Origin of the sequence: Pedobacter gandavensis, from assembly GCF_014172405.1 — a bacterium.
GTDB classification, from domain to species: domain Bacteria; phylum Bacteroidota; class Bacteroidia; order Sphingobacteriales; family Sphingobacteriaceae; genus Pedobacter; species Pedobacter gandavensis.
The window spans coordinates 143,250-169,916 of record NZ_WNXC01000007.1 but is presented as its reverse complement, the minus strand read 5'-3'; the positions used below and the strand labels follow the sequence as shown (position 1 = coordinate 169,916).

The window sequence follows — 26,667 nt, the reverse complement described above, 5'->3', positions numbered from 1 at the left end:
CTATAAATCAATTATAGAAGCGCTTCCTGCTGAAATATATGACGCACATATTAGAGAATCAATTCCTAAATTAGCCAAATGCTTAATGTACGTCCTGTTTTTCCAGTATTTGCTTTTATTTTTCCAGTGCTTGCTGCTGTTTTCTTATCCTGTGCAACGGTAAAACCCTTACCTGATCCAGGTGTTGAAACCGGGGTTTCCCGCAGTCTCGCAAATTATAGAAAGGCAAATATTTCTGAAGTACAATACCTGATGGAGCTGGATATCCCAGCAGAAAAGGTTCAGAAGATTGGAGGCTTAGCGGAGATTTCTTTTCAGCTGAAGGCTACAAAATATCCCTTGCAGCTTGACTTTAAAGAAGACCAAAGCCGGATTAAAAAGCTTTCCGTAAATAGTGTTTCCGTTGGAATTAATCTACAAAAAGAGCATTTACTGGTAGATCAGCAATACTTGAAAGTAGGAAGAAATGTGGTCAATATAGAATTTTGGGCCGGGGACGGAGCTTTGAACCGAAATGCAGATTATTTATATACTTTGTTTGTGCCAGATCGGGCAAGGACTGTTTTTCCTTGTTTTGATCAGCCAGACCTGAAAGCAGTTTATACGTTGACCTTAAAAGTACCCGAGGACTGGAAAGCGATTGCAAATGCAAAATTGAAGGATTCTATGGTTGTAAATGCCCGTAAAACGTATCGATTTCAACCCTCTGACACAATTAGCACCTATCTTTTTTCTTTTTCTGCAGGGAAATTTGAAGAGATAACAGGCCAAATGGATCATTTAAAGGCAAATTTCTTATACCGTGAAACAGATACCGCTAAGCTAAACCACAGCTTAAACGAGATATTCAAGATTCATGGAAATTCCTTGAAATTCATGGAAAACTGGACTGGGATTGCTTATCCATTTCAGAAGTTTGATTTCGTTTCTATCCCCGATTTTCAGTTTGGGGGAATGGAGCATGTTGGGGCAATTCAATATAAAGAATCGTCTTTGTTTTTAGATGGCGGTGCAACGAAAGACCAATTGAACTCGAGAGTCAATTTGATTGCCCACGAAACTGCGCACATGTGGTTTGGAGATCTGGTTACGATGGATTGGTTTACTGATGTCTGGATGAAAGAAGTATTTGCCAATTTTATGGCAGATAAAAGTACAGAGGGACTTACAGGTAAAGCCGATTTTGATTTGAAGTTCTTAGTGGATCATTTTCCAGCAGCTTATGGGGTTGATCGTAGTATTGGCGCAAACCCGATTCGTCAGGATCTTGGTAATTTAAAAGATGCGGGAACACTTTATGGTAACATTATTTATCATAAAGCGCCAATCATGATGCGGCAGTTAGAGCGTCTGATGGGAAAAGAGAAATTTCAACAAGGAGTTTCTGAATACCTTAAGAAGTTTGCCAATGGCAATGCTTCCTGGCCTGATTTGATTGCTATTCTGGATAAATATGCAGCCGAAGATTTACAAAAATGGAATAAAGTATGGGTAAATGATAGCGGCAGGCCTGTCATAGATTACCAGTTGGAAAAGAAGGATGGTAAAATTACCAGCTTTAAAGTCCAGCAAAAACCGGAATACGGCAATAGAAACGGCAGAAACAATAACGCTATAAACAATAATGTTGGAAATGAAAGCGCTGAAAAGGGAAAAATCTGGCCACAACTTTTTGAACTCAGCTTATATTACCCGGATGGCGTTAAAGAGCTGACCGTAAATTTAAATGCAAAAGAAGTGGAGGTAAAGGAGGCCATAGGAATGGATTTACCCTTATTCCTGCAGTTTAATTCCTCCGGACAAGGTTACGGCGTATGGCCGGTAGATCCTGCGATGTATGCGGCACAAGATCAATTTTCAGTATTTGCTGAAATGAAAGCGCCTTTAAATCGTGCTTCTGCTTATATTTCCCTTTATGAAAACATGCTGAATGGCAGGTCAATAAAACCGGCAGTATTGCTGGATTTGTTGATGAGCAGGCTTGTTTCCGAAAAGGATGAACTTAACCTGAAACTAATTACCGGTTATATTGGTGTGATCTTCTGGGAATTTAGCAGTACGGAAGAAAGGTTGGCTATTCAGGAAAAACTAGAAAGAACACTTTGGAATGCCATGGTAAATGAACCATTGGCAAACCATAAAAAATTACTTTTTAAGGCTTATCAAGATGTTTTTCTATCAAAAACGGCAGCAGATCGATTGTTGCAGATTTGGAAGAATCAACAAGCACCACAGGGCTTAATACTATCAGAAGATGATTATACGGCGCTTACTTTTGCTTTGGCGCTAAGAATGAACGATAATGCTGATCTGCTTCAATCACAATTGGACAGAATTAAGAATGTTGACCGCAGAAAACGTTTTGAATTCATTAAACCTGCTGTTTCTTCTGAACTATCTGATCGGAATGCTTTTTTTAAACGCCTGGAATTAAAAGCCAACAGGGAAAAAGAAGCCAACGTTGGTGTTGCATTGTATTATTTGCACCATCCACTTAGGCAATCCACTTCTATTGCGTACCTGCCTAAGAGTCTGGAAATGCTTGCTGAAATCCAGACCACTGGTGATATCTTTTTCCCTCAAAGTTGGTTGCAATCGACCTTTAGTTATTACCAAACTGAGCAAGCGGTTCAGGTAGTTACAGATTTCCTGAATGCAAACCCGGATTATAATCCTAAGCTGAAGGCAAAAATACTTCAGGCTACAGATTACTTATATCGGGCATCCCGTTTAAAGAAAAACATGAGCATGGAGGAGTAGAAGGACCAATTATTTAGGTTTAATGGTTTTATAGGTTATTTTCATCGTTTCAATAGCATTTCCCTGTTTTCTTGAAAGGCTGGATGGGTAGTTGTTGGTGTTGTATTCATAAGTATAAACACTTCCAACTACAGCTGTGGGCAGATAATCGATCTGCAAAGGATTACTTTTAGAAAAAATCATGCTGGACTGCTGTTGTGTTAAAAGGAACAATTGAAGGTAGGGGATGTGCTGATAGATTCCCGCTCTGTCGTCGTAAGTACTACTCCTCGTCGTCGTTTTACCATTATTGGTTACCGCAATACTATTCGCATTTCCTAAACTATCATAGCCGATCTTTTCTTCTTCAAAAATTTTGCTGTTGACGCCATATTTTTTGACTTCTGAGATCTGGCCCTCCTCATTGTAAATAATGGAATAATATCCTGATGAAGTTGATTTACCATCAAATAAAGAGATCTTGTAAATCTGCCCCTCCTTATTTAGGAAATAATCAAGATACTGTTGGAGTTTATTGTCCTTATAGTATTCATACGTTAGCGGAGTACCATCCGGCCGGTAAAAGAATTTGGTGATCCTGCCATCGGATTGTGTAATTTCTGTCAGTCTGCTGGTTTCCCCCTCATACTTAAATTCGGTACGGAGATTGGTGGTCGTGATTCCAGAAGGAACCATGACTGGTTTGGCTGGAATCGGTTTTTCTGGTTCTTTAGGTTTTTCTTTGTCCTTAGTGGGAGCTAAAACTGATTCTTCATTCTTCTGGCAACCATAGCCTAGTAAAATGAAGCATAACACGACTAAAAAAAGTGGTAGTAAAAGTGTGCCAATTGGGAAAATGATCTTTCTGTTCATAAAATTGGGATTGATGAAGGTCTAATTTATATTTAATTATCTTTAAACGGTGAGTGTTGTGATTAATAGTTAAATGTATTGGGCTTGTTTTTTACTTAGTTATGTTTAATTAATTTGCGAAAAGTATGTTCTACACGCATTAAGCAGTAACTTAGCAAGCAAAGATTCCTTTATCCATTACCGTTTATTTTAAATTAATATGGACGATTTTTTAGCAGCCCGCCTTCAGATGGCCTTCTCCCTCGGCTTTCACATTGTTTTCGCTTGTATAGGAATGGTCATGCCATTTTTCATGTCTTTAGCACATTTTTATTGGCTCAAAACGAAGAAAACAGTTTTTCGGGATGTTACTAAGGCTTGGAGTGCAGGTGTTGCCATTTTCTTTGCCACTGGAGCGGTTTCCGGAACGGTATTGTCCTTTGAACTTGGCCTGCTCTGGCCGAAATTTATGGAACATGCAGGACCAATATTCGGGATGCCTTTCTCTTTAGAGGGAACGGCATTTTTTATTGAGGCGATTGCGCTTGGCTTTTACCTCTATGGCTGGAATAAGCTTAACCCTTGGTTTCACTGGGCAACAGGCGTAGTGGTGGGGATTAGTGGCCTGCTATCCGGAATTTTGGTGGTTGCTGCTAATGCTTGGATGAACAGTCCGGCTGGATTTGATTATATAGATGGAAAATACCTGAACATAGACCCCGTAAAAGCAATGTTCAATGAGGCCTGGTTTTCTCAATCCCTGCATATGACAGTCGCCGCTTTTGTATCCACAGGATTTGCGGTGGCAGGAGTCCATGCGCTTATGATTCTGAAGGGAAAAAACGTAGCTTTTCACAGTACTGCATTTAAGATTGCAGCTATATTTGCTACGGTTGCAGCCTGTTTACAACCGATAAGCGGAGATATCTCCGCAAAAGATGTAGCCAAGCGTCAGCCGGCAAAACTCGCCGCAATGGAGGCTCATTTTCATACGGAAAGGAATGCGCCACTGATTATTGGTGGGATTCCAGACACTGCGCGGAAAACGGTAGATTATGCCATTCGGATTCCTGGTTTGCTCAGTTTCATGACTACGGGTGACTTTAATGGTGAAGTAAAAGGCTTAGATAGCATTCCAAAGGAGGATCAACCACCAGTTGCGGTAACCCATTATGCTTTTCAGATTATGGTAGGACTGGGTATGGCGATGGTTGGATTGGCACTGCTATACTTCCTGGCTTTATGGAAAAAAGGCAACTGGCTGAAAAGTAGTTGGCTGCTCAAATTATTTGTGCTGGCCACGCCAATGGGATTTATCGCATTGGAAGCTGGATGGACAGTGACGGAAGTTGGACGCCAACCATGGATTATTCATGGGGTGATGCGTACTGCTGATGCTGTGACTCCAATGCCTGGAATAGCCTATTCTTTTTATCTGTTTACCGGAGTATACATTTCTCTGGCAGTCATCGTGATTCTGTTATTGTACCGTCAGATTACCATGGTCGGTAAAATTTACGATTCATCATCCAAAGTTCCTAAAAGCTAATATTATGATATACGTTGTGATTACTTTTCTCTGGACCGCAATTCTACTTTATATTTTATTAGGCGGAGCCGATTTTGGCGCAGGTATTATCGAGCTGTTTACCTCTGAAAAGAATAAAGACAGAACGAGAAAAACCATGTATGAAGCGATTGGCCCGATTTGGGAAGCCAATCACATGTGGTTGATTATTGCTGTGGTGATACTTTTTGTTGGTTTTCCTAAAATATACACCACCGTATCCATATACCTGCATATACCACTGGTAGGCATGCTCCTGGGGATTATCGCCAGAGGCACCGCTTTTGTGTTTCGAAATTATGATGCTGTTGAAGATGATATGCAGAAAGTGTATACGCCAATCTTTGTGTATTCCAGCTTGATTACGCCCTTCTTTCTGGGGATTATTGCGGCGAGTGCGGTATCGGGAAGAATCGATCCGCAGGCAAATGATTTCTTGTCAGCTTTTGTGTTTAGCTGGCTGAATTGGTTCTCCGTTGCCGTTGGTATTTTCACAGTCAGCATTTGCGGCTTTTTAGCAACTATTTTTATCATTGGCCAAACCAGGGAGGAAAGTGATCGGCTTCATTTCATCAGAAAAGCAAGAAGAACAATTTTTATCGTTATGTTTTGTGGGGCATTGGTTTTCCTTGCCGCTTATTTTGAACAAATACCATTATTCAGCTGGATTTTCGGGGATACACCAGGGTTAATCGCCATCATTGCTGCGAGTATTTCTTTGGTTGTCATGTTTTTCGTGCTAGACAAAGACAAACCTATACTTTTAAGATTGTTGGCAGGTTTCCAGGTGACCATGATTTTATTTGCGGCTACCTATAGCCATTTCCCTGATATCCTCCTACTGAAAGATGGCGAAAACCTTTCTTTGTTAACGCATCAGGGACAAGTTAAAACCATAGACTCTTTGGGTTATGCTTTATTGATTGGCAGTATTTTTATCTTACCGGCTTTAGTATACCTGATTTATATTTTTCAAAAGAAAAAGGAAGTGCCGGTCGATCATTGAGGAAAGAAGGGGATTTTGCAATTAACCTTTTGGCTTCACAATAAATGCCCTGATGATTAAAAAAACGATGATCAATCCCATTAGCATAATCATGATTTCTGACATTCCTACTTTTACTCCTTGTATATTCATGGTTTCAATTTTTTTTAAGGTATAAAATAAAACAACTAAAAACCCTGTTTTTAATTTACATCAAACAATTAGGCTGTTCATTAGCTTTTAAAGAGGAGAATTCTTTAAAATAGAAAATTATGGACAGGTTGATCATGGAATCCGTATTATCGGATGTAAGCAGTTTTAATTTAACAAAAGATAGCCGCGATGGATTCAGTGGAGCACTGGTGATGGGCTTTACAGAAGATCGTATTGCGCAGGTTAACCACGCTTTTTCTGAATTAAAAAAAATGGTTCAGGAGGAGGGCATACAGCTACTGATCTGTAAAACGATGGTGGATGGTATTTATGATCTGGAAATTTGTACGGATGTTCTGGATGAACCGGTTCGGATTAATAATAAGGCAATCAGCCATGATATGATCCTGGAAATAGCGCGGCATGCTGGCGCTGATCCTAAAGTATTACTCGGTGCAGATGGTTTGTCTGTAGAAAATTGGCTAGGAATTGGTCAGTTAGCCATCAAAAATTGCGAGGGATAGTTTTTAATTTAAAATTCTGTATGTAACAAATTAAGATAAGTATTCTATTCAGGATATATTTTATGTTTAATTCGCGTTGATTTTTGCACACCTTAAAGTTTTGTATTTAGGGAGCCGGATGTGTAATTGTTTGGTTATGAGTTTGGTTGGTTGTTTTATTAGTGCAGCAAGCGAATAATCAGGTACTTAAGACAGCCGGGTACGAAAAGCAAATAAAACAACGGGAAAATGATGGGCTGGGAAATTTAATATATTGATTAAACCTAAACCTTTTTCCAAAGTCTCAAACATATCAACTGATTATACGACCTCTTTAATTTGAACCATTATGAAAATGAAACTCTCCAAACTAAGCCTTTCTTCCTTATTACTCCTCGCATTCAGTTCTGCTGGATATGCTCAAAAACTTCCAGATGTTCAGTCTAAGGGTGTATATGCACCTGCAGGAATAAGAGCAGATGGAAAGAACACGGAGTGGAATGATAGTTTTCAGGCGCTAAATAAGAGCACAAATATTTATTATACGATGGCTAACGACGAGAATAACTTGTATGTAGCCATTAAATCAACAGATGCAGCCAATAATACAAAGATACTGGCGGGGGGCATCACGCTTTCCATCAACCCTGATGGTAAGAAAAAAGAAAAAGAAAGCATCACTTTAACCTATCCTGTGGTGAACAGAGCTGGGATGAGGAATGGCGGAGGTGCTGGAGGAGTTCGTAGAACGGTAACCATGGGTGCTGGTGGTTCGATGACTGTTATGGGGGGTGCTTCAGGGCCTCAAATGACTAAATTGCAAAGAGATTCCATGATGGCCGAAATGCAAAAGAAGCAATTGGCACAGGTTAAGGAGATTAAAATAAGTGGTTTTAAAAACACTACAGATACCTTGATATCTATATATAATGAATACAGCATTAAAGCAGTCGCCAGTATTACCAAAGAGAATGCTTTCTTCTACGAAATTGCCATTCCTTTAACAGCATTGGGTATCACAGCTGATAGCAATAAAGAATTTGCTTATAATATCAAACTGAATGGTTTACAGATGCAAGGCTTTGATGGCGGCGGCGGCGGTGGCGGTGGCAATGTGTCGGTTAGAGTTAGTGGCGGAGGCGGTACCTTTGGTTCACGCGGTGGCGGAGGCGGTAACTTCGACTTTCAGGCCCTAATCAGTCCAACAGATTTTTGGGGTAAGTATACCTTAGTTAAAAAATAAACCCAGGATTCCCGGAGCATTTTCAGCCTTATACACAGACACACAACCAATACAACCTCATGAACCATTTCTACACGGTTACAGCCTTAAGGCTGCAGCAAATTCAGCGCATCCGATATTCTTCTGCAGCGTTAAAAAAAACACTGCTATTATTTAGCTTTCTTTTAAGTTCTGTATATGGCTTTGCTCAAAATCAAGGTAAACAAAATCCACCGCCACCACTTCCTACCAGGGAAATTAGTGGGATGGTAAGAGATTCCACCGATCTAGGTGTAATTGGTGCTACGGTAACACTGACTTCAGCTAAGGATACTTTGAAAACCAGTACAAATTCGGATGGGATTTTTGTCTTCAAAAATGTAAAGTCGGCAACATATACGCTAATGGTTCAAAGTCTTGGTTATAATCCGACCAAACCTGTTCGCTACAAACAGAATGATGCCATACCCAGAATTGTAATGGATCCAATTACCTTAAAAGAAGAGAAAAATCTGCTGAATGAAGTCGTGATCAGCGGAACACCTTCCATTACTTATAAAACTGATACGGTAGAGTATAAGGCCAGTGATTATATCGTCCGGAAGAATGCAACAGTTGATGAGTTGTTGAAGAAAATGGAAGGTATGGAAGTGGGTACAGATGGAAGTTTAGTCCACCAAGGCCAGGCAGTAACCAAGGCTAAGCTGAATGGTAAAGAATATCTTGGCGGAGATATCGCAAATGCGATTAAAAACCTGCCCGCAGAAATCGTCGATAAAATACAGGTCGTAGATGATTATGGAGATCAGGCTGCAAGAACCGGTGTGAAAGACGGAGACCCGGAAAAGATTTTAAACATCACCACCAGAACAGATAAATCAGTGGGAAACATGGTGAATGCCAATGTCGCTGCTGGAAGTAATAAGCGGTTTGAAAGCGGAGTTTTCGGTACGAGAATTAACGGGAATCAAATTCTTGGTGTCAACGGAAGTTTCAATAATACCATTAATGGGGTAGCTTCCAGCGGAGACAACGGCGCTAGCACTAATACCGGCGGCGGTGGAGGCAGAGGTGGGAATACTATGAATACTGGTAGTGCAGGAAGTACCGGCGGTAGTGGCGGAACAACGCAGGTGGGGAATGGTTCATTTAGCTACCGCGACAAAGTGAGTAAGAAAGTTTCTGTGAACCTAAACTATGGTTTCACCTCCACAGATGTGAATTCCCTGACTAGAAGTACAGCACAGAGATTTGCTGTAATTGATACCAATGTACAGAAGGGGGTCATTGATAATAGGACGGATGAAGTGGCAAGAAGTATGGCGGATAACCTGAATCAAGGGCACAATGTTCGATTGGAAGTGGAAGCTGAGCTGGATAGTAGTAACTTTTTAAGAATCATTCCTACCCTTAGGTACAGCTCTTCTACAAGTAACAGATTGGATTCGATCTTCCAGACAGGTTATAACCATAGAAATGAATTTACCCGGAATTATAGTAAAACCACCAAGCCACAGATAGGTACATCGATTTTCTATCAGCATGTTTTCAAAAAGCCTAGAAGAAATGTTTCCATGCAGGTAGACCTGAACAGTAATAATCAGGATGCGGAGCAGATTCAAGATGGTAGGTATGTGTTTTTTAATCCTGATCCAACGAAAGATCCTACAGATTCCCTCGTGAATCGGATCATTGCCCGCAAAAATTTGCAGGATAATTATAGAGGTAGCTTGACTTATGTGGAACCTTTAACAAACAATACTCAATTGGAATTTAATGCGCAGGTGAATTATAATGGTTACGACAATACCGCCACCACCAGAAATATTGGTCCGGATGGATATTTGGCTGTGATTGATTCCCTAAGCAATATTTACGATTACTCTTTTACCCAAGGGCGTATCGCGATGAATTACCGTTATGGTCTGGATAGGATGTCAAAAGTGAGGTTCTCAGTCGGACTAACAGGTGTTCCTGCAGTATTATCCGGAACTAAAGCAAGTTTAGGAACCAGCACACATAGAAACAGTTTTAACCTGATTCCAATCGCAAGATTCGAATATATGTGGTCAAGACAGCATAGAATTCAAATCAACTATGCAGGAAATGCAGTTGAACCTACATTTGATCAGATTCAACCAGTTAGAGATGTAACTAATCCACAAAATCCTGTGATCGGTAACCCAGATCTGCTCGCTTCTTTTACGCATAGCCTGAATGCCAATTACAATAATTATATCGCCAATTCTAAACTGAACTATTCCTTGAATGTGAGGGCTACAATGACAGACAATGCAGTCATCAGAAACGTAGTACAGGTCAGAACGGTGCTTCCTAGTGGTGCTTTTAATACGATCAATGAAACCAGATATTTAAATACCAATGGGGTGTATAATGTAAGTGGTAACTATTCCATAAATAAACAACTGAACGATAGAAAATATAATCTGGCTTTTAGTGGTTCATTTAGCTATGACCACCGGATATCTATGACCAATAACCTTAAAAATAGTGCAAACGTTTTGACCATGATGGAACGTTTTGGTCCAAGGATAAATCCTACGGAATGGTTCGAAATCAATCCAAACGTTTCTTATACCAATACGCGCTCAACAAATAGTCTGGTAACCGCGGCAAATAATGATTATAATACCCTGGCATTAAACGTAGATGGTCGGGTGTATTTTTTGGAAAGCTATTTGTTCGGCTATAACGCCAGTAAAAATTATGTAAGAGGTCTTGCTTCTAACATCACAGCAAATCCTTTTGTAGTCAATATGTATGTAGAGAAGGAGTTTTTTGAACGTAGAGGGAAAGTTACTTTACAAGCTTTTGATATACTAAATCAGAACCATTTCGTGTCAAGGGATATTGTAGGAACTGATATCATCAATACGAATACGAATGCGTTGAGCCGGTATTTTATGGTGAGATTGACGATGAGATTGCAGAAATGGTCTGGCGCGCAAGGGAAAAATGGACGAGGAGTGATGAGAAGAGGGGATGGAAGTTTCATGTAAGACAAAATAAGTGAATCTGTTCGAAGGCTGGAATATTTGCCCGAAGTGGGCAAACCTTCCTAGGCCTTCTCACAGACACTGATTTTGTTGGGAAAAATAGAGGGAGAGGAAGAGGGAGAGGAAGAGGAAGAGGAAGAGGAAGAGGAAGAGGAAGAGGAAGAGGAAGAGGAAGAGGAAGAGGAAGAAGGAGAAGAAGAAGGAGAAGGAGAGGAAAAATTATATAGCCCCTGAGCAGGATTGGAACTAGATTTCAGCTTGCTCAGGGGTTTTTCATTTTCCGGGATACCTTAGCTCTTTAGGGTTGGGGATGGTATTTAAGTGATAATTCTTATATTCGCCTGGGGGATACAATGAAATGCTTAATTATGAAACAATATCGGACAACGAGCTTGCCGAGTTGTTAAGATCTGGGGATAGGGGAGCATTCACAGAAATTTACAACAGGTATAAGTGGTTATTGCATAGCCATGCCTATAAGTGGATGCAAGATCGGGAGGAGGCCAAGGATATTGTTCATGAGCTTTTTGTAGCGTTATGGACAAAAAGAGAAAGTCTGTCTTTTCCGGATAATCTATCCGCTTATCTCTATACTGCAGTTCGAAATCGCATTTTCAATGTCATCTCTCATCAAAAAGTAGCTTCCCAATATCTGAATTCCCTACAGGCTTTTATAGATGAAGAACAAGGTGCTACAGATCACCTGGTACGGGAAAAACAAATGACCTTATTGATTGAAAAAGAAATTGCTGCCCTGCCTGTTAAAATGAGGGAAGTTTTCGAACTCAGTAGAAAAGAACAGTTGAGTCATAAGGAAATTGCAATACAGCTTACCCTTTCTGAGCAAACAGTTAGGAAACATGTACAACATGCACTAAAAATTCTAAGGGCAAAACTTGGCCTTATGGCATTTTTATTCCTGATTTCACATTGATATTTAGCTACTTCGCTATTTAGTTTAACTTTTTTCATTTTTATTTACCCCCTACGGTCTGGTTGCCTGTCTGTTGTTTTGATAAGGATAAACAGCACTCCTTCAAGCTATGGCGAAACTAGACGCAAAAGAGTTATTGATCAAATATCTTTCCGGAGAATGTACGGAAGAGGAGCAAGCGCTATTGGCGCAATGGCACCTGGATAGTACTGCGGAAATGGAGGGTCAAATGACCGGTCTTGAGCTAACAGATCAGGAGCGTAGTGATGATTTGGACGAAATTTGGGGAAGACTTCAGTTAGCAGAAGAAAAATCAGCACCGGAAGTGAGAAAACCATCACGTGTTGTTTTATGGCCTTCAATTGCCGCTGCAGCAGGAATTGCTGTCGCGTTAACCGCGGGAATACTTTTCTATAATGCCAAGTCTGCGAAAGAGAATAAATCCATTCTGGCAAAATCAGCAATCCAGCTGCCATTACCTGCCGGAGGAAACAATGCAGTACTCACGCTAAATGATGGAACGCAGATTTCTTTGTCGGATGCTAAAAAAGGAACGCTGGTTAACGAGTCTGGAATTAGTATTTCTAAAACCAAAGAAGGACAGCTGGTCTACCACCTTTCTAACGTAAATAAACCGAATTCATACAACACGATTAGTACCCCTAATGGTGGCCAATATCAGGTGGTGCTGCCAGACGGCACCAAGGTATGGCTCAATGCAGCTTCTTCCTTAAGATTCCCGCTAACTTTTGATCATTTGACTGAACGTAAAGTGGAATTAAAAGGGGAGGCTTATTTTGAAGTAGCCAAACAACTGAATAAAGAGAAAGGGGAAAGGGTTCCTTTTATTGTACTGACCGACAAGCAACAGGTAGAAGTATTGGGGACTCATTTCGATATCAACGCCTATAGTGATGAGCCAACAGTAAAAACCACCTTGATGGAAGGTAGTGTTAAAGTTGCAGGCCAGAAAAGTTCTTTGTTGCTTAAACCGGGAGAGCAGGCAACTGTTAGCAATGATAAATTTAGCTTATCGAAGGTAAACACCGAAGAGGTGATCGGCTGGAAAGACGGTTATTTCCGTTTCAATAAGACCGATTTAAAAACGATCATGCGCCAGGCTTCACGTTGGTATAATGTGGACGTCGTTTATGAAGGATCTATTCCTCCTGAATTATTTACGGGAGAAGTGAGCCGACAAGTCGATGCCAACGCATTTTTGGAAATGCTGAAATTCATGAATGTCAAATTTAAAATAGAAAAGCAAACCAACGCCAGAAGTAAAATTTTGGTCTCGCTCTAATCAACAAATCATAAACCATAAACTAAAAAAAAGATGAAGAAACATTTACTAACCAAAGAATAGGAGCAGAGAGAAATTAACCTACAAATAACCGGGAAAGTGTTGAAGCACTTCCCCGGTCGAAGATCCTGATTGATACTCGGGATCAATGTCCGGTTAATCCATTTTTCTGTTTGTCCCGATCGTAATCGGGACGGAAAAAAACGCAGCAATAGATCCAACTATTTTTAACCCAACCTTACAAATGTATGTATTTATTTAATACTTCAAAAGGTATGGACAGGGCTCGCCTTGTGCCATATTTTAAACCATTTCAGGCTGTTTATGCAAGGGTTTCCAGCATAGATGCCTTAACCAGAAAACGAATTATGATGCGGATTAATTTGATCACCATAATGATCACTATGACCCTGGTACAAGCTGCGGCGAGCACCTTTGGTCAGAGGGTTACCCTGCGGGAAAAGAATGCCAGTTTACAACAGGTACTCTTGTCCATCAAGAAACAAACTAATTACACCTTTCTTTACAACAGTGAGTTGGTTAACGGTGCAAAGAGAGTGAGCTTAAACCTGGAGAATGTGAAATTGGAACAGGCCTTGGACGCTTGTTTTCAAGGGCAGGATCTGAGCTTTAAGATCATTGAAAATACGGTGGTGATCAAGAAAAAGGATTTCACGGTATTGGATCAGCTAAAAAGCACTTTCAAATTCGTAGAAGTAAAAGGAAAAGTACTGGATGAAAAAGGACTGCCTTTACCTGGAGCAACCGTTCAGGTCAAAGACACGAAGAAAACTGTCATGACCAATGGTAATGGAGATTTTGTACTCCCTGCAGTAGATGAAAAAGCAATGCTGATCGTCTCATTTATCGGTTATAAATCAAAAGAAGTTCCGGTAAGTCAGGGCAACCCTTTGACGATTACTTTAGACGTTAATCCTGGGCAGCTGTCGGAGATCTCCATTGTCTCTACTGGCTACCAGGACATCCCTAAAGAGCGTGCTGCAGGGGCTATCACCACAATTAATGCAGACAAGGATCTGAAGGGCAAATTGCAAACCAATATCTTGGATAGAATTGAAGGGATGTCTGCTGGTTTAACGAGTTATAAAACAGGTGGTCAAACGACTTACCAAATTCGTGGTGTTTCTTCTTTAAATGCAGAGGTGAAACCACTTATTGTAGTTGATGGAGCACCTTTTGAAGGCGATATTCAAGCTATTAATCCTGCAGATGTAGAATCTGTTAATATCTTAAAAGATGCTACAGCAGCCTCAATTTATGGGGCAAGATCCGCCAATGGTGTGATCGTAATTAATTTGCGCAAAGGAAAAAAAGGACCAGTAAGGATTAATTATGCCGGAACTGCGAAACTTACTCCAATTCCTAATCGTGATTATGCCAATAAAATGAGCAGCTCGGAATTGGTTGATTTTCAAAGAGATATGTTTAACCTCAGGTCAGGTTCTTATGAAGGAATAGATCCGCGTAAGTCTATGAATGATATTTATAGATTATTATATGATGCCAAACAAAAAGAAAAGGTAAATGGAAAATGGGATCAGTCGGATGAAAATCTACTGCAGTCTGATTTGAATTTCTACAGAAACAATGATAGATACGATCAGGTTCTTGATCAGTTTATTCGTAAAACAGCCATAGTACAACAACACAATTTGTCAATGTCTGGTGGTTCAGATTTTTATACCTATAACCTGAGCGGAAACTACATGTCGAACAGTCCTTATGAAAGGGAGCAAAATAACAGCCGTGTTGGTTTTAACTTGAATAATACTTTCAATTTTACCAAATGGCTGAAATTAAATGTGGGGGTATTGACCAGTTCTTTTAAAGAAGATTATGACAATGGTATCAGCGGTTTTGGCTTGTTGAATGCAGGTAAAGCTTCTTATTATATGTTAAGAGATAACAGTGGAAATCCGGTAAACTGGTACAATTCAAAATCGCAGTTTGAAATAGACCGATTAAATGCACTGGGTTTACAAGATGAAAACTATGCGCCTGTGAATGAAATGAGCAGGAAACACTATAACAATAGCAGTAATTATCTGAACCTGAATTTCAATGCAAATATCAAAATAATGGAGGGATTGTCCTTAAATCTACTTTATCAGAAGGAGAAGACAGACAATTATACGAAACAATACCTGAGCAAAAATGCGTATGAAGTGAAGACGATGATTAATGATGCGACGAGAATCACCGCTGCTACAGGTGCAAGAGAATTCCTGATTCCAAATGGAGGACAAGTAGATGAAATTCGTGGTGATGTCAACTCACATACTTTACGTGCGCAATTAAATTACAATAAATCATTCGGAGAGAAACACCGAATAGATTTTATTGGGGGGGCTGAGCAGCGTAGCATACTAAGCACGAGAACCAGGTTGTATAGATATGGATACAATGACAATAGTCTTTCTTTTGGTTTTATCAACGAAGGGCTTTTGGCTGTTTTACAACCAAACACGGAGGCTGTTTTTGGTAGTTTCTCTTATAAAAGACCAGATCAGAAATTCATCAATAAAGAGGATAGGTTTGTTTCTTTCTACGGGAATGGCTCTTATACCTTTGACCGTAAGTTGACCGCAACTGCAAGTATTCGTATGGATCAATCGAACTTATTTGGTACAGATCCTAAATACCAATATAAGCCACTTTGGTCTACTGGCTTATTGTATGTTGTTTCAGAAAATGATAATGATTGGTTGGATCGTCTTGCAGTACGTACTACTTATGGTATCAATGGAAACATCTCAAAAATAGGTGGACCATATATGATCAGTGTAGATTATAGCAGTCCTAATCCTTATACTTTGGAGGCACAAGCCTATATCGACACACCTCCTAATTCTGGCTTGCGTTGGGAAAAAACCAAAGTAACTAATCTTGGGCTTGACTATAGCTTATTAAAGGGTAAATTTTCCGGAAGCATAGATTTTTATAATAAAAACACGACCGACCTATTGGGTCCCTTAAATACAGATCCAACTATTGGCTGGAGTTCAGTGATTATGAACTATGGAAGTATGCGAAATCGTGGTGTTGATTTTTCATTCAGTAGCAATAATATAGCTAACACTAATTTTAAATGGAATACTACCCTAAACTTCAACTACAATAAAAACGTAATCACTAAAGTTGAAAATCCAGGTAATACCATTTACAGTTATGTTAATGGGGTAAATAATAGAGTAGGCAAACCAATGAACGCATTGTATAGCATCCGTTATAAAGGATTAGATGAGACCGGTAAGCCTATTGCTTTAACCAAGGATGGCAGAGAGGTGAAAATGACTACAGGTTTAACGGTGGATGATTTGATTTATGAAGGAACAACCACTCCTCCTTATTCGGCTTCATTAATGAATACTTTCAGCTATAAAGATTTTGATTTGTTCTTTATGTTCATCTATTATGGTGGCCATAAAATGCGTGATGTCATTAGTACCTATCTGACGAAGTTACCAGAGCTGAATTATACCGTCAATATGGATAGAGCGAGCTTAAATTATTGGAAAAAACCTGGAGATGAAAATATTCCAGGAATGGGGCCCGGCTATTATTCTAATGCTGCGGATGCTTATACGCAAATCTGGTCGGCTGGAAATCAGGGAATTCAAAGGGCAGATTACATCAAATTAAGAGACGTAACGCTGAGCTATTCACTGGCAAATGAATTTTTGAAAAAGAATTATATCCAAAAATTACGTCTGAGCTTCCAGGTACAAAATGCATGGAGATGGTCTGCAAACAAGCAGAACCTGGATCCTGAAGTTTGGAATGGAACCAATTTGACACCATCGAGAGGGAATTTTATTCCAGCAACCTACACTTTTGGTTTGTCGGCTAATTTTTAATCCATAAAATATATACAAATGAAAAAGATATTTATTGCTTTATTGCTTACTACAGGCCTTTGTACCGGATGTAAAGATTATCTGGACATTAAGCCTAAAGGGTATACCATTCCTGAATCTTTTGAGGATTACAAGAAACTACTGAATGATCAGAGCCTGTATAGGGTTTCCTCAGGTTATCCGAATTACCTGACGGATGATGCACAAGCAGGAGAGTTGAAGGATGTGAATAGTAGTGCTGATTATACTTTATATTCTTTGTTTAAGCGTAATCTGTATAGTTTTCAACCCGGTGCTGTTTTCCAGCCAGGTGAAGGCGATTTCTTTTATGAGCCGGCTTATTCGCATATCTTCACCTATAATGTTGTAATTAACAATATAGAAAAGACACCTGAAGGTGCAGTTGCTGAAAAAAAGCAATTAAAAGCAGAAGCTTTAGTTGGTAGAGCCATGGAATATTTTAATCTGGTCAATGGTTATGCTGTACATTATGATGCTGCAACTGCGAGTACCGATTTAGGTGTTCCTTTGATCTTAACGGAAGATATCAATAAAAAATACACCAGAAATTCAGTTGCTGAAGTGTATTCAATGATTTTGAAAGATCTAACTGAAGCTCAGCCTAACTTGTCTTCTAAAGCTGATCATAAATTTCGCCCGACAAAAGCGGCTGCTTATGCCTTTTTGAGTAAGGTGTATCTTTATATGGGTAGATATACAGAGGCATTACAAAATGCCAATGAGGCCCTAAAGTTAAATAAAAATTTAATCGACTACAGTAAGTATACCACACAGAAAGGTACCTGGGGGAGAGTCTGTGAAATTAAGGATGTAATGGTTCCTTTTCCACAAGTAGATAAGAGTATAGAAACGGTTTGGGCGCGCCAAACAGCATCTAGTAGTGGTACGGTGATGACAGAACTCTATGCTAGCGCTGATTTACTAAATGTTTATGCTAAAGATTTACCTGCCACTGCGGTTGATCAACGTTTTAATCTTTTCTTTTGTACCGGACAGGCACAATTCGGAACGAGTATTATCAAATTCCCTGGAAGATCTATCTGGGCACCATATATCGAGTTTAATATGGCTTTTAGTACAGGAGAGTTGATGTTAATCGCTGCAGAGTGCGAAGCTAGAATAGGTGACCAAGGGATTGCTTTGCAACATTTGAATACCCTTAGAAATGCGAGAATTGTTGGTAATAAGCCATTAACAGCCACTACAAGAGAAGAAGTCTTGAGGATGAGCCTGGAAGAAAGAAGAAGAGAAATGCCTTTTCTTGGAATTAACCGTTTGGTTGATTTGAAACGTCTCAATAAGGATCCTCGTTTCGCAAAAACGATAACCCATACCTTCGGAACGCAAACCTTTACTTTGCCAGCAAATGATAAACGTTACGTGTTGCCAATTCCACCGAAAGTGTTGGAAAGAAATCCTTCCATTCCAGTTTTGGATCGCTAGTAATGTACTTATTTCATTCTGTTTTTCTTTGGCATTTAATGCTTCGGAAAAACAGGATGAAAAATAAACCACTGAGTTTTCATAAATCCGTAGAATCACCCAAATAAAATAGAACATATGAAATACCTTAACCTATTCCTGTTGTTGTTGATCGCCACTGGCCTGAAAGCGCAAGAAGGAATCAAATTTAATAAAACGACCACCTGGGCGGCAACAACTGCAAAATCTGCCGAAGAAGGAAAACTGATCTTTATCGATTGCTATACTTCTTGGTGTGCACCCTGCAAATGGATGGATCAAAATGTATTTACTGATCCGGTAGTTGCTGATTTTTTCAATAGCCATTTTATTAATGCTAAAATTGATATGGAAAAGGGAGAAGGTGTTGAGCTTCGTAAAAAATATAATGTGCAGTCTTTCCCAACCTTCCTTTTTGTAAATGACAAAGGAGAAGTGATCCACAGAACGGCTTCAAGAATGACTGTTGCCGAATTTCTGGAAGAAGGAAAAATGGCTACAGATCCAAAAAGAAACCTTTCTTTCTTAAGCCAGAAGTATGAATCCGGACAAAGGGATATTCCTTTTGTACTGGATTACTTCCTGGCATTGCAGAAAACAAACCGCAATATTGGAGATCCTATCGGAAAAGACATTACCGAAAGAATCAGCCTGCAAGAATTGAATTCTGCATTGGGATGGAAAGCGATTAAAGCTTTGGCCAGAACAGAAAGCGATCGCTTAGGCGCGCATTTCATGGCAAATCAAACTACTTATGCTGCCTTTGCAACTGAAGTAGAAAGAGAGAAACTAAAAGATCGTTTGATCACGAGCACCATGTATGGGTATATGTACAGCAAGAATGAAAAGGCTTTCATGGACCGTCTTTCTTATTTCAAGAACTCGGATAACTTAGATCGTAGAAAGCAAGGTATCATGCTGGAAGCAGACTTCTATCTGGACAATAACAGGGAAGCTGATTATATTAAAATCACGAATGCGGCCTTAAAGGGGGATCTAAAAAGTGATGCGGAAAAGTTGAGCTTTTTAGCGAGAAGAGCAGATGGTAAAAGCGGTTCAAATGATAGAGGTACTGATAATGCGAAAGTGCTTGCTAATCCTAAGATTTTAAAACAAGCCTATAAATTGGCTAAACAAGCAGCAGTCCTGGAACCGGAAGATTACTCTACGCAAAGCACTTTCGCTAAAGTATGTTTAACATTAAAAAAGAAAGATGAAGCACTGGTAGCTGCAAAAAAATCTAGAGTTCTTGCTGATGCAGAAACTTCTAAAATTCAAAAGTTAGCGCAAGAGCTGATCGATAAAATTGAGTTGTTATAAGGCAGTAAAATATTAAGCAAAGGACCATCAATTTAAACAACATCATATAAACACATATAATGAACAAAATATTTAAGATTTCAACGCTGTCACTAGGTTTAGTGGCCCTGTTGAATGTGGCAGGAGCAAATGCTCAACAAGCAAAAGGTTTTACCCTGACAGGTGAATTAACCGGCGTAAAGGACGGAGATAAGATTTTATTAATCCGTAGTACCGATCAGAATACTTCAGACACACTTTCACAAACAGTAAAAGGAGGGAAGTTTGTATTAAAGGGGGTCATAAAGAATGGAGCTGAGTTTTTCAGCATCAGAATGGAAAATAAGCGTCTGAGATACAATGCGTTTCTAGACAATTCCAATATGACATTAAAAGCGAATGCGGATGATTTTACCGAGTCGGTAATTACCGGATCGATTGCACATGAAGATCATTTGAAATATTCGGCAGCTGTGGCTCCTTTGATGAGTACCATGAGGGCTTTGAACAAAGAATATAGCGATGCTAAGAAAGCTGGTAATACAGAGAAACTGGCTGCGATCAGTAAGCAATTTGATGAGCTGGAAGGCGAACAAACAAAGCTAACAGATAATTTTATAAAGAATAATCCACAGTCTTATTATACCCCATACCTGATCTTTAAAGGTGATGTAGAACCAACTACTACTTTGCCACTTTACAATGCCTTATCCGCAGCTGTAAAAAAGAGTACTTATGGTCTACAGCTTAAAGCTCGTTTAGATGCCTTAGCAAAGGTTGCAATAGGTGTTAAAGCACCTAATTTTAGTGCGCAAACACCAGAAGGATTAACACTTTCCTTAGATGAAGTTGTCGCTAAAGGTAAATATACACTGATTGATTTCTGGGCATCCTGGTGTAGCCCATGCAGACAAGAGAACCCAAATTTGGTGGCTGCTTTTGAGAAGTTCCACGATAAAGGACTAAATGTATTGGGGGTTTCTCTGGATAAGCCAACCGCTGCTTCGGCATGGAAGAAAGCGATAGCTGATGACAAATTAACCTGGTACCAGATTTCTGACCTTCAATACTGGCAAAGTCCGATGGTGAAACTATACGCAGTAAGAGGTATCCCTCATTCTGTTTTAGTGGATGCTAAGGGCATTATTGTAGCAAAAGACCTTAGAGGTAAAGCGCTTCATGATAAGCTTGCAGAGCTGATGAAATAAGCGGTCAGCGCTTTTGCAAAGTGCATAAATTTGATATAACCAGAAAAGGCTTATTGAACTGAAACAACACAGTTCAATAAGCCTTTTATATTTTGTATGCATTTTCTTGCGGTCTCAGATTTTAGGGCATAAAAAAAGTCCCTGGTTGATGAGGGACTTTTAATTTCTTCTTTATGATATTAGTAAGGAAATTCGTCGTTACTTTTAGTCGTTACGCCTTCGTGGTTCTCGGAGTATTCGTAACGTTTTTCAACCACATCCTGGTGGTTTTTAATGTAATCAACAGTCTCATTTAATCCTTCTGCAAATTTCTCAAAGTCTTCTTTGTATAGGAAGATTTTATGCTTTACAAACACACCGTCTTCTAGTCTTTTCTTACTTTCAGTTAAAGTTAGGTAATAGTCCCCTGATCTTGTCGCTTTTACGTCGAAAAAGTACGTTCTTTTACCGGCCCTTACTTTCTTCGAAAAAACCTCTTCTCTCTCTTTGTTGTCAAATTCTCCCATGTTGGTATTAATCTTGGTTTTGGTTCGGGTAAATATAAAGCAATAATTATTAAACTTCAAAATAGAAAATTACACAAAAGAACTTTCATTTATCTAAATCGGAGGGAAAAACAGGGTTTTAGGATTTTAATAATTGTTATATCGCAGAACTGCTGTTAGTTTCCTCTTCCAACAATTGATTTTGATACATTTCCGCATAAGCACCATTAAATTGAAGTAATTCGGCATGTGTACCCTGTTCAATGATCTTTCCGCCATCTAAAACCAGGATCTTATTGGCATTTTTGATGGTGGATATCCGGTGGGCAATCAGGATACTGGTTTTTCCTTTCATGACACGTCCGAGATTGTTCAGAATCTCCTCTTCTGTACGCGTATCTACTGCGGAAAGACAATCGTCAAAGATCAAGACTTTAGGCTCTTTGATCAGGGCTCGTGCAATGGATACCCGCTGCTTTTGTCCGCCAGAAAGGGTGATGCCCCGCTCACCAAGCATGGTATCAAATTGATGCTCGAAATTGATGATGTTTTGATAGACGGCCGCATTTTTAGCAGCCTGTATCACCTCAGCTTCATTAACCTCGTCTAAACCAAAGGCGATGTTGTTTTGTATCGTATCGGAAAACAAAAAGACTTCTTGTGGTACAAAGCCAAACTGACTTCTGTAATGTTGTAAGTGGAGGGTGTTGATCGGCTTTCCGTCCATTTTGATATGGCCTTCATCTACATCATACATGCGCATCATCAGATTGGCAAGTGTGGATTTTCCAGAACCTGTGCGGCCAATAATGGCTACAAACTGACCCTGTTCGATTTCAAAACTGATATTCTTCAGGGCCTGAATTCCGGTATCAGGATAGGTGAAAGTCACATTTTCGAACTTGATGTTTCCGTTAATTGGACCGATCTCCGCAGATCCGGAAATAATCTCTGGTTTCAAATGGAGAAACTCATTGATCCTTTTCTGAGATGCTGAAGCGCGTTGAATCAGGGTGGTTACCCAACCCAACATGGATACCGGGAAAGTAAGTTGGTTGACATATACAATAAACTCGGCAATATTTCCTGGCGTGATGGCTCCTTCAATCACCTGTTTTCCGCCAATATAAACGGTTAAGATCGTACTCAGTCCAACCAATAATAACATGGTAGGGTAAAAGAGCGCTTGAACTTTTACTAAGCCCATTGCGTTGTTCTTATAACCCTGGCTTTCTTCTGCGAAGACAGCTTTGGTATGGTCCTCCCTAACATAGGACTTGAGTACACGGATGCCGGAAAAGCGCTCTTGTACAAAACTACTCAGTCGGGAAAGCTGTTCCTGAATCTGCTCACTTTTCTTGTTAATTACTGTATTGACAAAATAAATGATCAATACGAGTACGGGAAGCGGGAGTAAAGAGAACAGTGCGAGGGTGCTATTGACTGAGAACATCGCATAAATGACCAATATAAATAACACACCAGTATTGATGGCATACATAATTGCAGGGCCAACATACATACGTACCCGGTTTACATCTTCCGTAGCGCGGTTCATTAAATCACCGGTATTGTTTCTACGGTAAAAACCAAGGCTCAGTTCCTGGTAATGTGCGTAAATTTCATTCTTCATGTCATACTCAATGTGTCTGGACATCAGAATAATGGTTTGACGCATGAAAAACAAGAATATTCCCCTTAATAGATACAGAACAAGTACCAGGAGTCCAAAATAGAACAGACTTTGACTGAAAATATCATAGATGATGCTGCGGCGTTCAAAACCTTCGAATAAGCCATAGATCTGTATGTTTTCTGTAATTAAATTGAAAGCATGGCCGATGACCTGTGCAGGTATCACAGCGAAAATATTCGAGATGATCACGAAAAACACCCCCGGAATTATCCACCATTTATATTTATAGAAATATTTGTTTAAAAATTTGAGGTGTTTCATGAATAAGCAAAGTTAGCCAAATGAAGGTAATTTTTTTAAAGACTTTGGTTAAAACTGTGTAAATAATGTTTTTTTATGCTAGTTTTGCGACATATCTGATAAACAAAATTATATGCCTGATAATAGTTCTCTTGTGAATTCAGTTTTAGATCAATTAAGCGCCGCTGGGCATAAAAAGGTAGTTTTTTGCAATGATCCCGATACCGGTTTAAAAGCCATTATCGCTGTTCATGATACAACATTAGGTCCTGCTTTAGGCGGAACAAGAATGTGGAGTTATGTGACAGAGGCGGAAGCATTGGAAGATGTACTGAGATTATCCAGAGGAATGACCTATAAAGCAGCCATCACCGGCTTAAATATTGGCGGTGGTAAAGCCGTGATTATTGGGGATTCCCGAAAAGGAAAGTCTGAAGCCATGATGCGCAGCTACGGTAGATTTATCAGAAACATGAATGGAGAATTCATTACGGCAGAGGATTTGGGTACCACAACTAAAGATATGGAGTACATCCGTATGGAAACCGAGCATGTAACCGGTGTTCCAGAATCTTTAGGAGGAGCAGGTGACCCAGCACCACATACTGCAAAAGGCGTATTCTTAGGAATAAAGGCCTGCGTAAAAGAGGTGTTTGGAACAGATATGCTGGCAGGGCGTTCAGTAGTAGTGCAAGGGATTGGTAATGTAGGAGAACACCTGGTAGAGCTGTTAAGAGCAGAAAATGTAGAAGTATACATCAGTGATATCAACGAAGAACGTTTGCAACATGTTGCACGTACTTATAAAGCCAAACCTATTGCTGCCGATAAAATATTTGGAATAGATGCCGATATTTATGCGCCATGTGCCCTGGGAGCTACGGTGAATGATAGAACGATTCCTAAAATGAAGTTCGCCATTATTGCTGGTTCTGCAAACAATCAGTTGGCAGATGAGCAGGTACATGGTAAACTCCTGTTGGAAAAGGGCATATTATTTGCGCCGGATTATCTGATCAATGCCGGTGGTTTGATCAGTTGTTATTCCGAATTGACTGGTTACGGAAAGAAACGTACCATTCAGCTCACAGAAAACATTTACAATGCCACGCGCGACGTAATTAGAATGTCTAAAAAAGACAACATCCCAACGATTTGGGCTGCTAATCGCATTGCTGAACAAAGGATAATTGATATCAAGAAAATAAAATCATCATTTTAGTACACAAATCACAAATTAAATAACCCGGTAATTTACCACTCGTTCTTACAAATTCATGTTAAACAGAAGGCACTTAAGAATTAAAGCTTTGCAAAATATTTTTGCATGGCAAATGACAGACAAAAGAGATTTAGCTTCTTCAAAAAAGGCGCTATTGGAAAGTATTGACAGCGTGTACGAGATGTACATCTGGATGCTATCGCTCCTTGTTGAAGTCACAGAATACACTAGCATCGATGCTATTGAAAGGTCAAATAAACATTTGCCTACACCAGAGGATTTAAATCCTAACATGAAACTGCTCCACAATAAATTTGCGGTAACTCTAAAAGAGAACCCAGACTTTAAGGACAATGTCAACAAATATCAGATCAACTGGATGTCTGATCCTGAATTTGTAAAAGGTATCTTCAATGCCTTAAAAGTTACCCCTGAATATATCGCTTACCTTGCCGATGAGGACAATAGTTTAGAGGAATCAAAAGTGATCATCAAATTTATCTTCAGAAAGATTATTTTGAAAAGTCACAACATCATTCAAGCATTTGAGGATAAATTTATCAACTGGTCTGTAGATAAAGAAGTGATGCAAGGAATGGTTGCGAAAACGCTAAAGAACTTTACTTCTGAAGACCCACGCAAAAACAAGCTGACTCCAATTAGTCAGGATTGGGAAGAAGATAAGAAATTCGTAGAAGATCTTTTCATTTACACCCTGAAAAACAACAAAGAATACCAGGAACTTATTGCGGAACGTACCAAAAACTGGGAGTCTGAAAGGATTGCATTAATGGATACCATTTTGATGAAAATGGCGATTTGTGAATTGTTGAATTTCCCTTCTATTCCTGTTAAAGTGACGATTAACGAGTATCTTGATCTATCAAAAGATTACAGTACTCCGAAAAGTAATTCGTTTATTAACGGTATCTTGGACAAAATTTTAGGTGATCTGAAAAGAACGGATAGCATCCACAAATTGGGTCGCGGATTAATCGAAGAATAAGTAAAAAGAATATGAAACGAATCTTGTTAATTGCAATTGCAGCAATGACATTTGCTTCCTGCCAAAATACCACAAAAACAGCTGGTGGAAATACTAAATCGGGGACAACATCTGTCGCTGAAGGTACTGATCCTGTTGCTGCAGCCGATGCCGCAGTGATGACTTTTGATAATGAAAACTATAATTTCGGTAAGATTGCTCCGGGAGAAAAAGTTCATTACAGTTATAACTTTAAGAACACTGGGAAAAGCCCTTTAATCATTACCAATGCGACTGCAACTTGTGGTTGTACGGTTCCTGAGATTCCTAAAGAGCCGATTCTTCCAGGTGCATCAGGTAGCATTAAAGTGGTATTTGACAGTAACGGCAAATTTGGAATGCAGGATAAAGTGATTACGGTTACTTCAAATGCAAATCCAACCGTAGCTGAACTGCATTTAACAGGAGAAATTAAAGAAAAGTAAAAACGAATAAAATCTTATATATAATCATATGATGTCAACAGTAATCTTACAAGCAACAGGTGGTAGCAGCATGCTAGGTACCCTGGTACCAATGGTTTTAATCATGGTGGTATTTTATTTTTTCATGATCAGACCGCAGGTTAAAAAAGCTAAGGATCATAAAAAATTGGTTGAAGACTTGAAAAAAGGAGATAAAATTGTTACTACTGCCGGTATTCACGGTAAAATTGTAGATATGAACGATACGACTTTCTTAATTGAAGTAGAAGGTGGTACTAAAATCCGTTTTGATAAAACTGCGATCTCTTTAGATGCAACGAAAGCTGCAGCTCCTAAAGTTGATCTTGCAAAAACTGATGCTCCAAAAGCATAGGTTTTACAGCTATACTGGTAAAAGCCGCATCCTTCTTTG

At 39.5% G+C, this 26,667-nt stretch carries 20 protein-coding genes; 17 read left to right on the top strand and 3 right to left on the bottom strand.

Translation table 11 applies throughout. The features are described 5' to 3' along the window. Positions 1-78: 78 nt before the first annotated feature. Positions 79-2,760 (top strand): M1 family aminopeptidase, encoded by a 2,682-nt coding sequence (locus GM920_RS17980; RefSeq protein ID WP_182960031.1) that lies wholly within the window; start codon positions 79-81, stop codon positions 2,758-2,760. Between the two features lie 9 nt (positions 2,761-2,769). Here the strand turns inward: GM920_RS17980 and GM920_RS17975 are convergent, their stop codons facing one another. Next, positions 2,770-3,612, bottom strand: coding sequence for a hypothetical protein (locus GM920_RS17975; RefSeq protein ID WP_182960029.1), 843 nt, complete (start codon positions 3,610-3,612; stop codon positions 2,770-2,772). A gap of 199 nt (positions 3,613-3,811) precedes the next feature. Here GM920_RS17975 and GM920_RS17970 point away from each other — a divergent pair, with 199 nt between their 5' ends. From GM920_RS17970 to GM920_RS17915, 12 genes are all read left to right on the top strand, one after another. Next, complete coding sequence (locus GM920_RS17970) at positions 3,812-5,140, top strand: cytochrome ubiquinol oxidase subunit I (protein WP_182960027.1); 1,329 nt, start codon at positions 3,812-3,814, stop codon at positions 5,138-5,140. 4 nt (positions 5,141-5,144) lie between these two features. After that, the gene (locus GM920_RS17965) at positions 5,145-6,164 is read left to right on the top strand and encodes a cytochrome d ubiquinol oxidase subunit II (RefSeq protein ID WP_182960025.1); all 1,020 of its coding nucleotides are present in this window, start codon (positions 5,145-5,147) and stop codon (positions 6,162-6,164) included. A gap of 251 nt (positions 6,165-6,415) precedes the next feature. Beyond that, positions 6,416-6,820: a hypothetical protein gene (locus tag GM920_RS17960; RefSeq protein ID WP_182960023.1), complete on the top strand. Its 405-nt coding sequence runs from the start codon at positions 6,416-6,418 to the stop codon at positions 6,818-6,820. Between the two features lie 328 nt (positions 6,821-7,148). Next, the gene (locus GM920_RS17955; RefSeq protein WP_182960022.1) at positions 7,149-8,042 is read left to right on the top strand and encodes a hypothetical protein; all 894 of its coding nucleotides are present in this window, start codon (positions 7,149-7,151) and stop codon (positions 8,040-8,042) included. 59 nt (positions 8,043-8,101) lie between these two features. Beyond that, a complete protein-coding gene (locus GM920_RS17950) occupies positions 8,102-11,041 on the top strand; it encodes an outer membrane beta-barrel protein (protein ID WP_182960020.1) in 2,940 nt (979 codons plus the stop codon). An 87-nt stretch (positions 11,042-11,128) separates the two neighbouring features. Then, positions 11,129-11,272, top strand: a complete 144-nt coding sequence (locus GM920_RS17945; protein ID WP_182960019.1) for a hypothetical protein — start codon at positions 11,129-11,131, stop codon at positions 11,270-11,272. Positions 11,273-11,396: 124 nt separating this feature from the next. Beyond that, entirely contained in the window at positions 11,397-11,972 is a 576-nt protein-coding gene (locus GM920_RS17940) for an RNA polymerase sigma factor (RefSeq protein ID WP_182960017.1), read from the top strand. A gap of 109 nt (positions 11,973-12,081) precedes the next feature. Beyond that, the gene (locus tag GM920_RS17935) at positions 12,082-13,275 is read left to right on the top strand and encodes a FecR family protein (RefSeq protein WP_182960015.1); all 1,194 of its coding nucleotides are present in this window, start codon (positions 12,082-12,084) and stop codon (positions 13,273-13,275) included. Between the two features lie 248 nt (positions 13,276-13,523). Further along, positions 13,524-17,153 carry a SusC/RagA family TonB-linked outer membrane protein gene (locus GM920_RS17930; RefSeq protein ID WP_182960013.1) on the top strand — a complete coding sequence of 1,210 codons (3,630 nt, stop codon included), beginning with the start codon at positions 13,524-13,526 and terminating at the stop codon, positions 17,151-17,153. Between the two features lie 18 nt (positions 17,154-17,171). Next, the gene (locus GM920_RS17925; protein WP_182960011.1) at positions 17,172-18,617 is read left to right on the top strand and encodes a RagB/SusD family nutrient uptake outer membrane protein; all 1,446 of its coding nucleotides are present in this window, start codon (positions 17,172-17,174) and stop codon (positions 18,615-18,617) included. 117 nt (positions 18,618-18,734) lie between these two features. Continuing rightward, complete coding sequence (locus GM920_RS17920; RefSeq protein ID WP_182960009.1) at positions 18,735-19,955, top strand: thioredoxin family protein; 1,221 nt, start codon at positions 18,735-18,737, stop codon at positions 19,953-19,955. A gap of 59 nt (positions 19,956-20,014) precedes the next feature. Next, positions 20,015-21,142 (top strand): TlpA disulfide reductase family protein, encoded by a 1,128-nt coding sequence (locus tag GM920_RS17915; protein ID WP_202986143.1) that lies wholly within the window; start codon positions 20,015-20,017, stop codon positions 21,140-21,142. 179 nt (positions 21,143-21,321) lie between these two features. Here GM920_RS17915 and GM920_RS17910 read toward each other — a convergent pair whose 3' ends face one another. Beyond that, the gene (locus GM920_RS17910; protein ID WP_182960007.1) at positions 21,322-21,648 is read right to left on the bottom strand and encodes a DUF3276 family protein; all 327 of its coding nucleotides are present in this window, start codon (positions 21,646-21,648) and stop codon (positions 21,322-21,324) included. Positions 21,649-21,784: 136 nt separating this feature from the next. Further along, complete coding sequence (locus GM920_RS17905) at positions 21,785-23,584, bottom strand: ABC transporter ATP-binding protein (protein WP_182960006.1); 1,800 nt, start codon at positions 23,582-23,584, stop codon at positions 21,785-21,787. A gap of 112 nt (positions 23,585-23,696) precedes the next feature. On the opposite strand from GM920_RS17905, the gene GM920_RS17900 reads away from it, so the two are divergent. The 4 genes from GM920_RS17900 to yajC all read left to right on the top strand — a co-directional run bounded on the left by GM920_RS17900 (position 23,697) and on the right by yajC (position 26,628). Beyond that, a complete protein-coding gene (locus tag GM920_RS17900) occupies positions 23,697-24,785 on the top strand; it encodes a Glu/Leu/Phe/Val family dehydrogenase (protein WP_182960004.1) in 1,089 nt (362 codons plus the stop codon). A 112-nt stretch (positions 24,786-24,897) separates the two neighbouring features. Then, positions 24,898-25,791 (top strand): transcription antitermination factor NusB, encoded by an 894-nt coding sequence (gene nusB, locus GM920_RS17895; RefSeq protein ID WP_231634951.1) that lies wholly within the window; start codon positions 24,898-24,900, stop codon positions 25,789-25,791. Between the two features lie 11 nt (positions 25,792-25,802). Next, positions 25,803-26,255 (top strand): DUF1573 domain-containing protein, encoded by a 453-nt coding sequence (locus tag GM920_RS17890; protein ID WP_182960002.1) that lies wholly within the window; start codon positions 25,803-25,805, stop codon positions 26,253-26,255. A gap of 28 nt (positions 26,256-26,283) precedes the next feature. After that, positions 26,284-26,628: a preprotein translocase subunit YajC gene (gene yajC, locus GM920_RS17885; RefSeq protein ID WP_182960000.1), complete on the top strand. Its 345-nt coding sequence runs from the start codon at positions 26,284-26,286 to the stop codon at positions 26,626-26,628. The last annotated feature ends 39 nt before the right edge of the window (positions 26,629-26,667 follow it).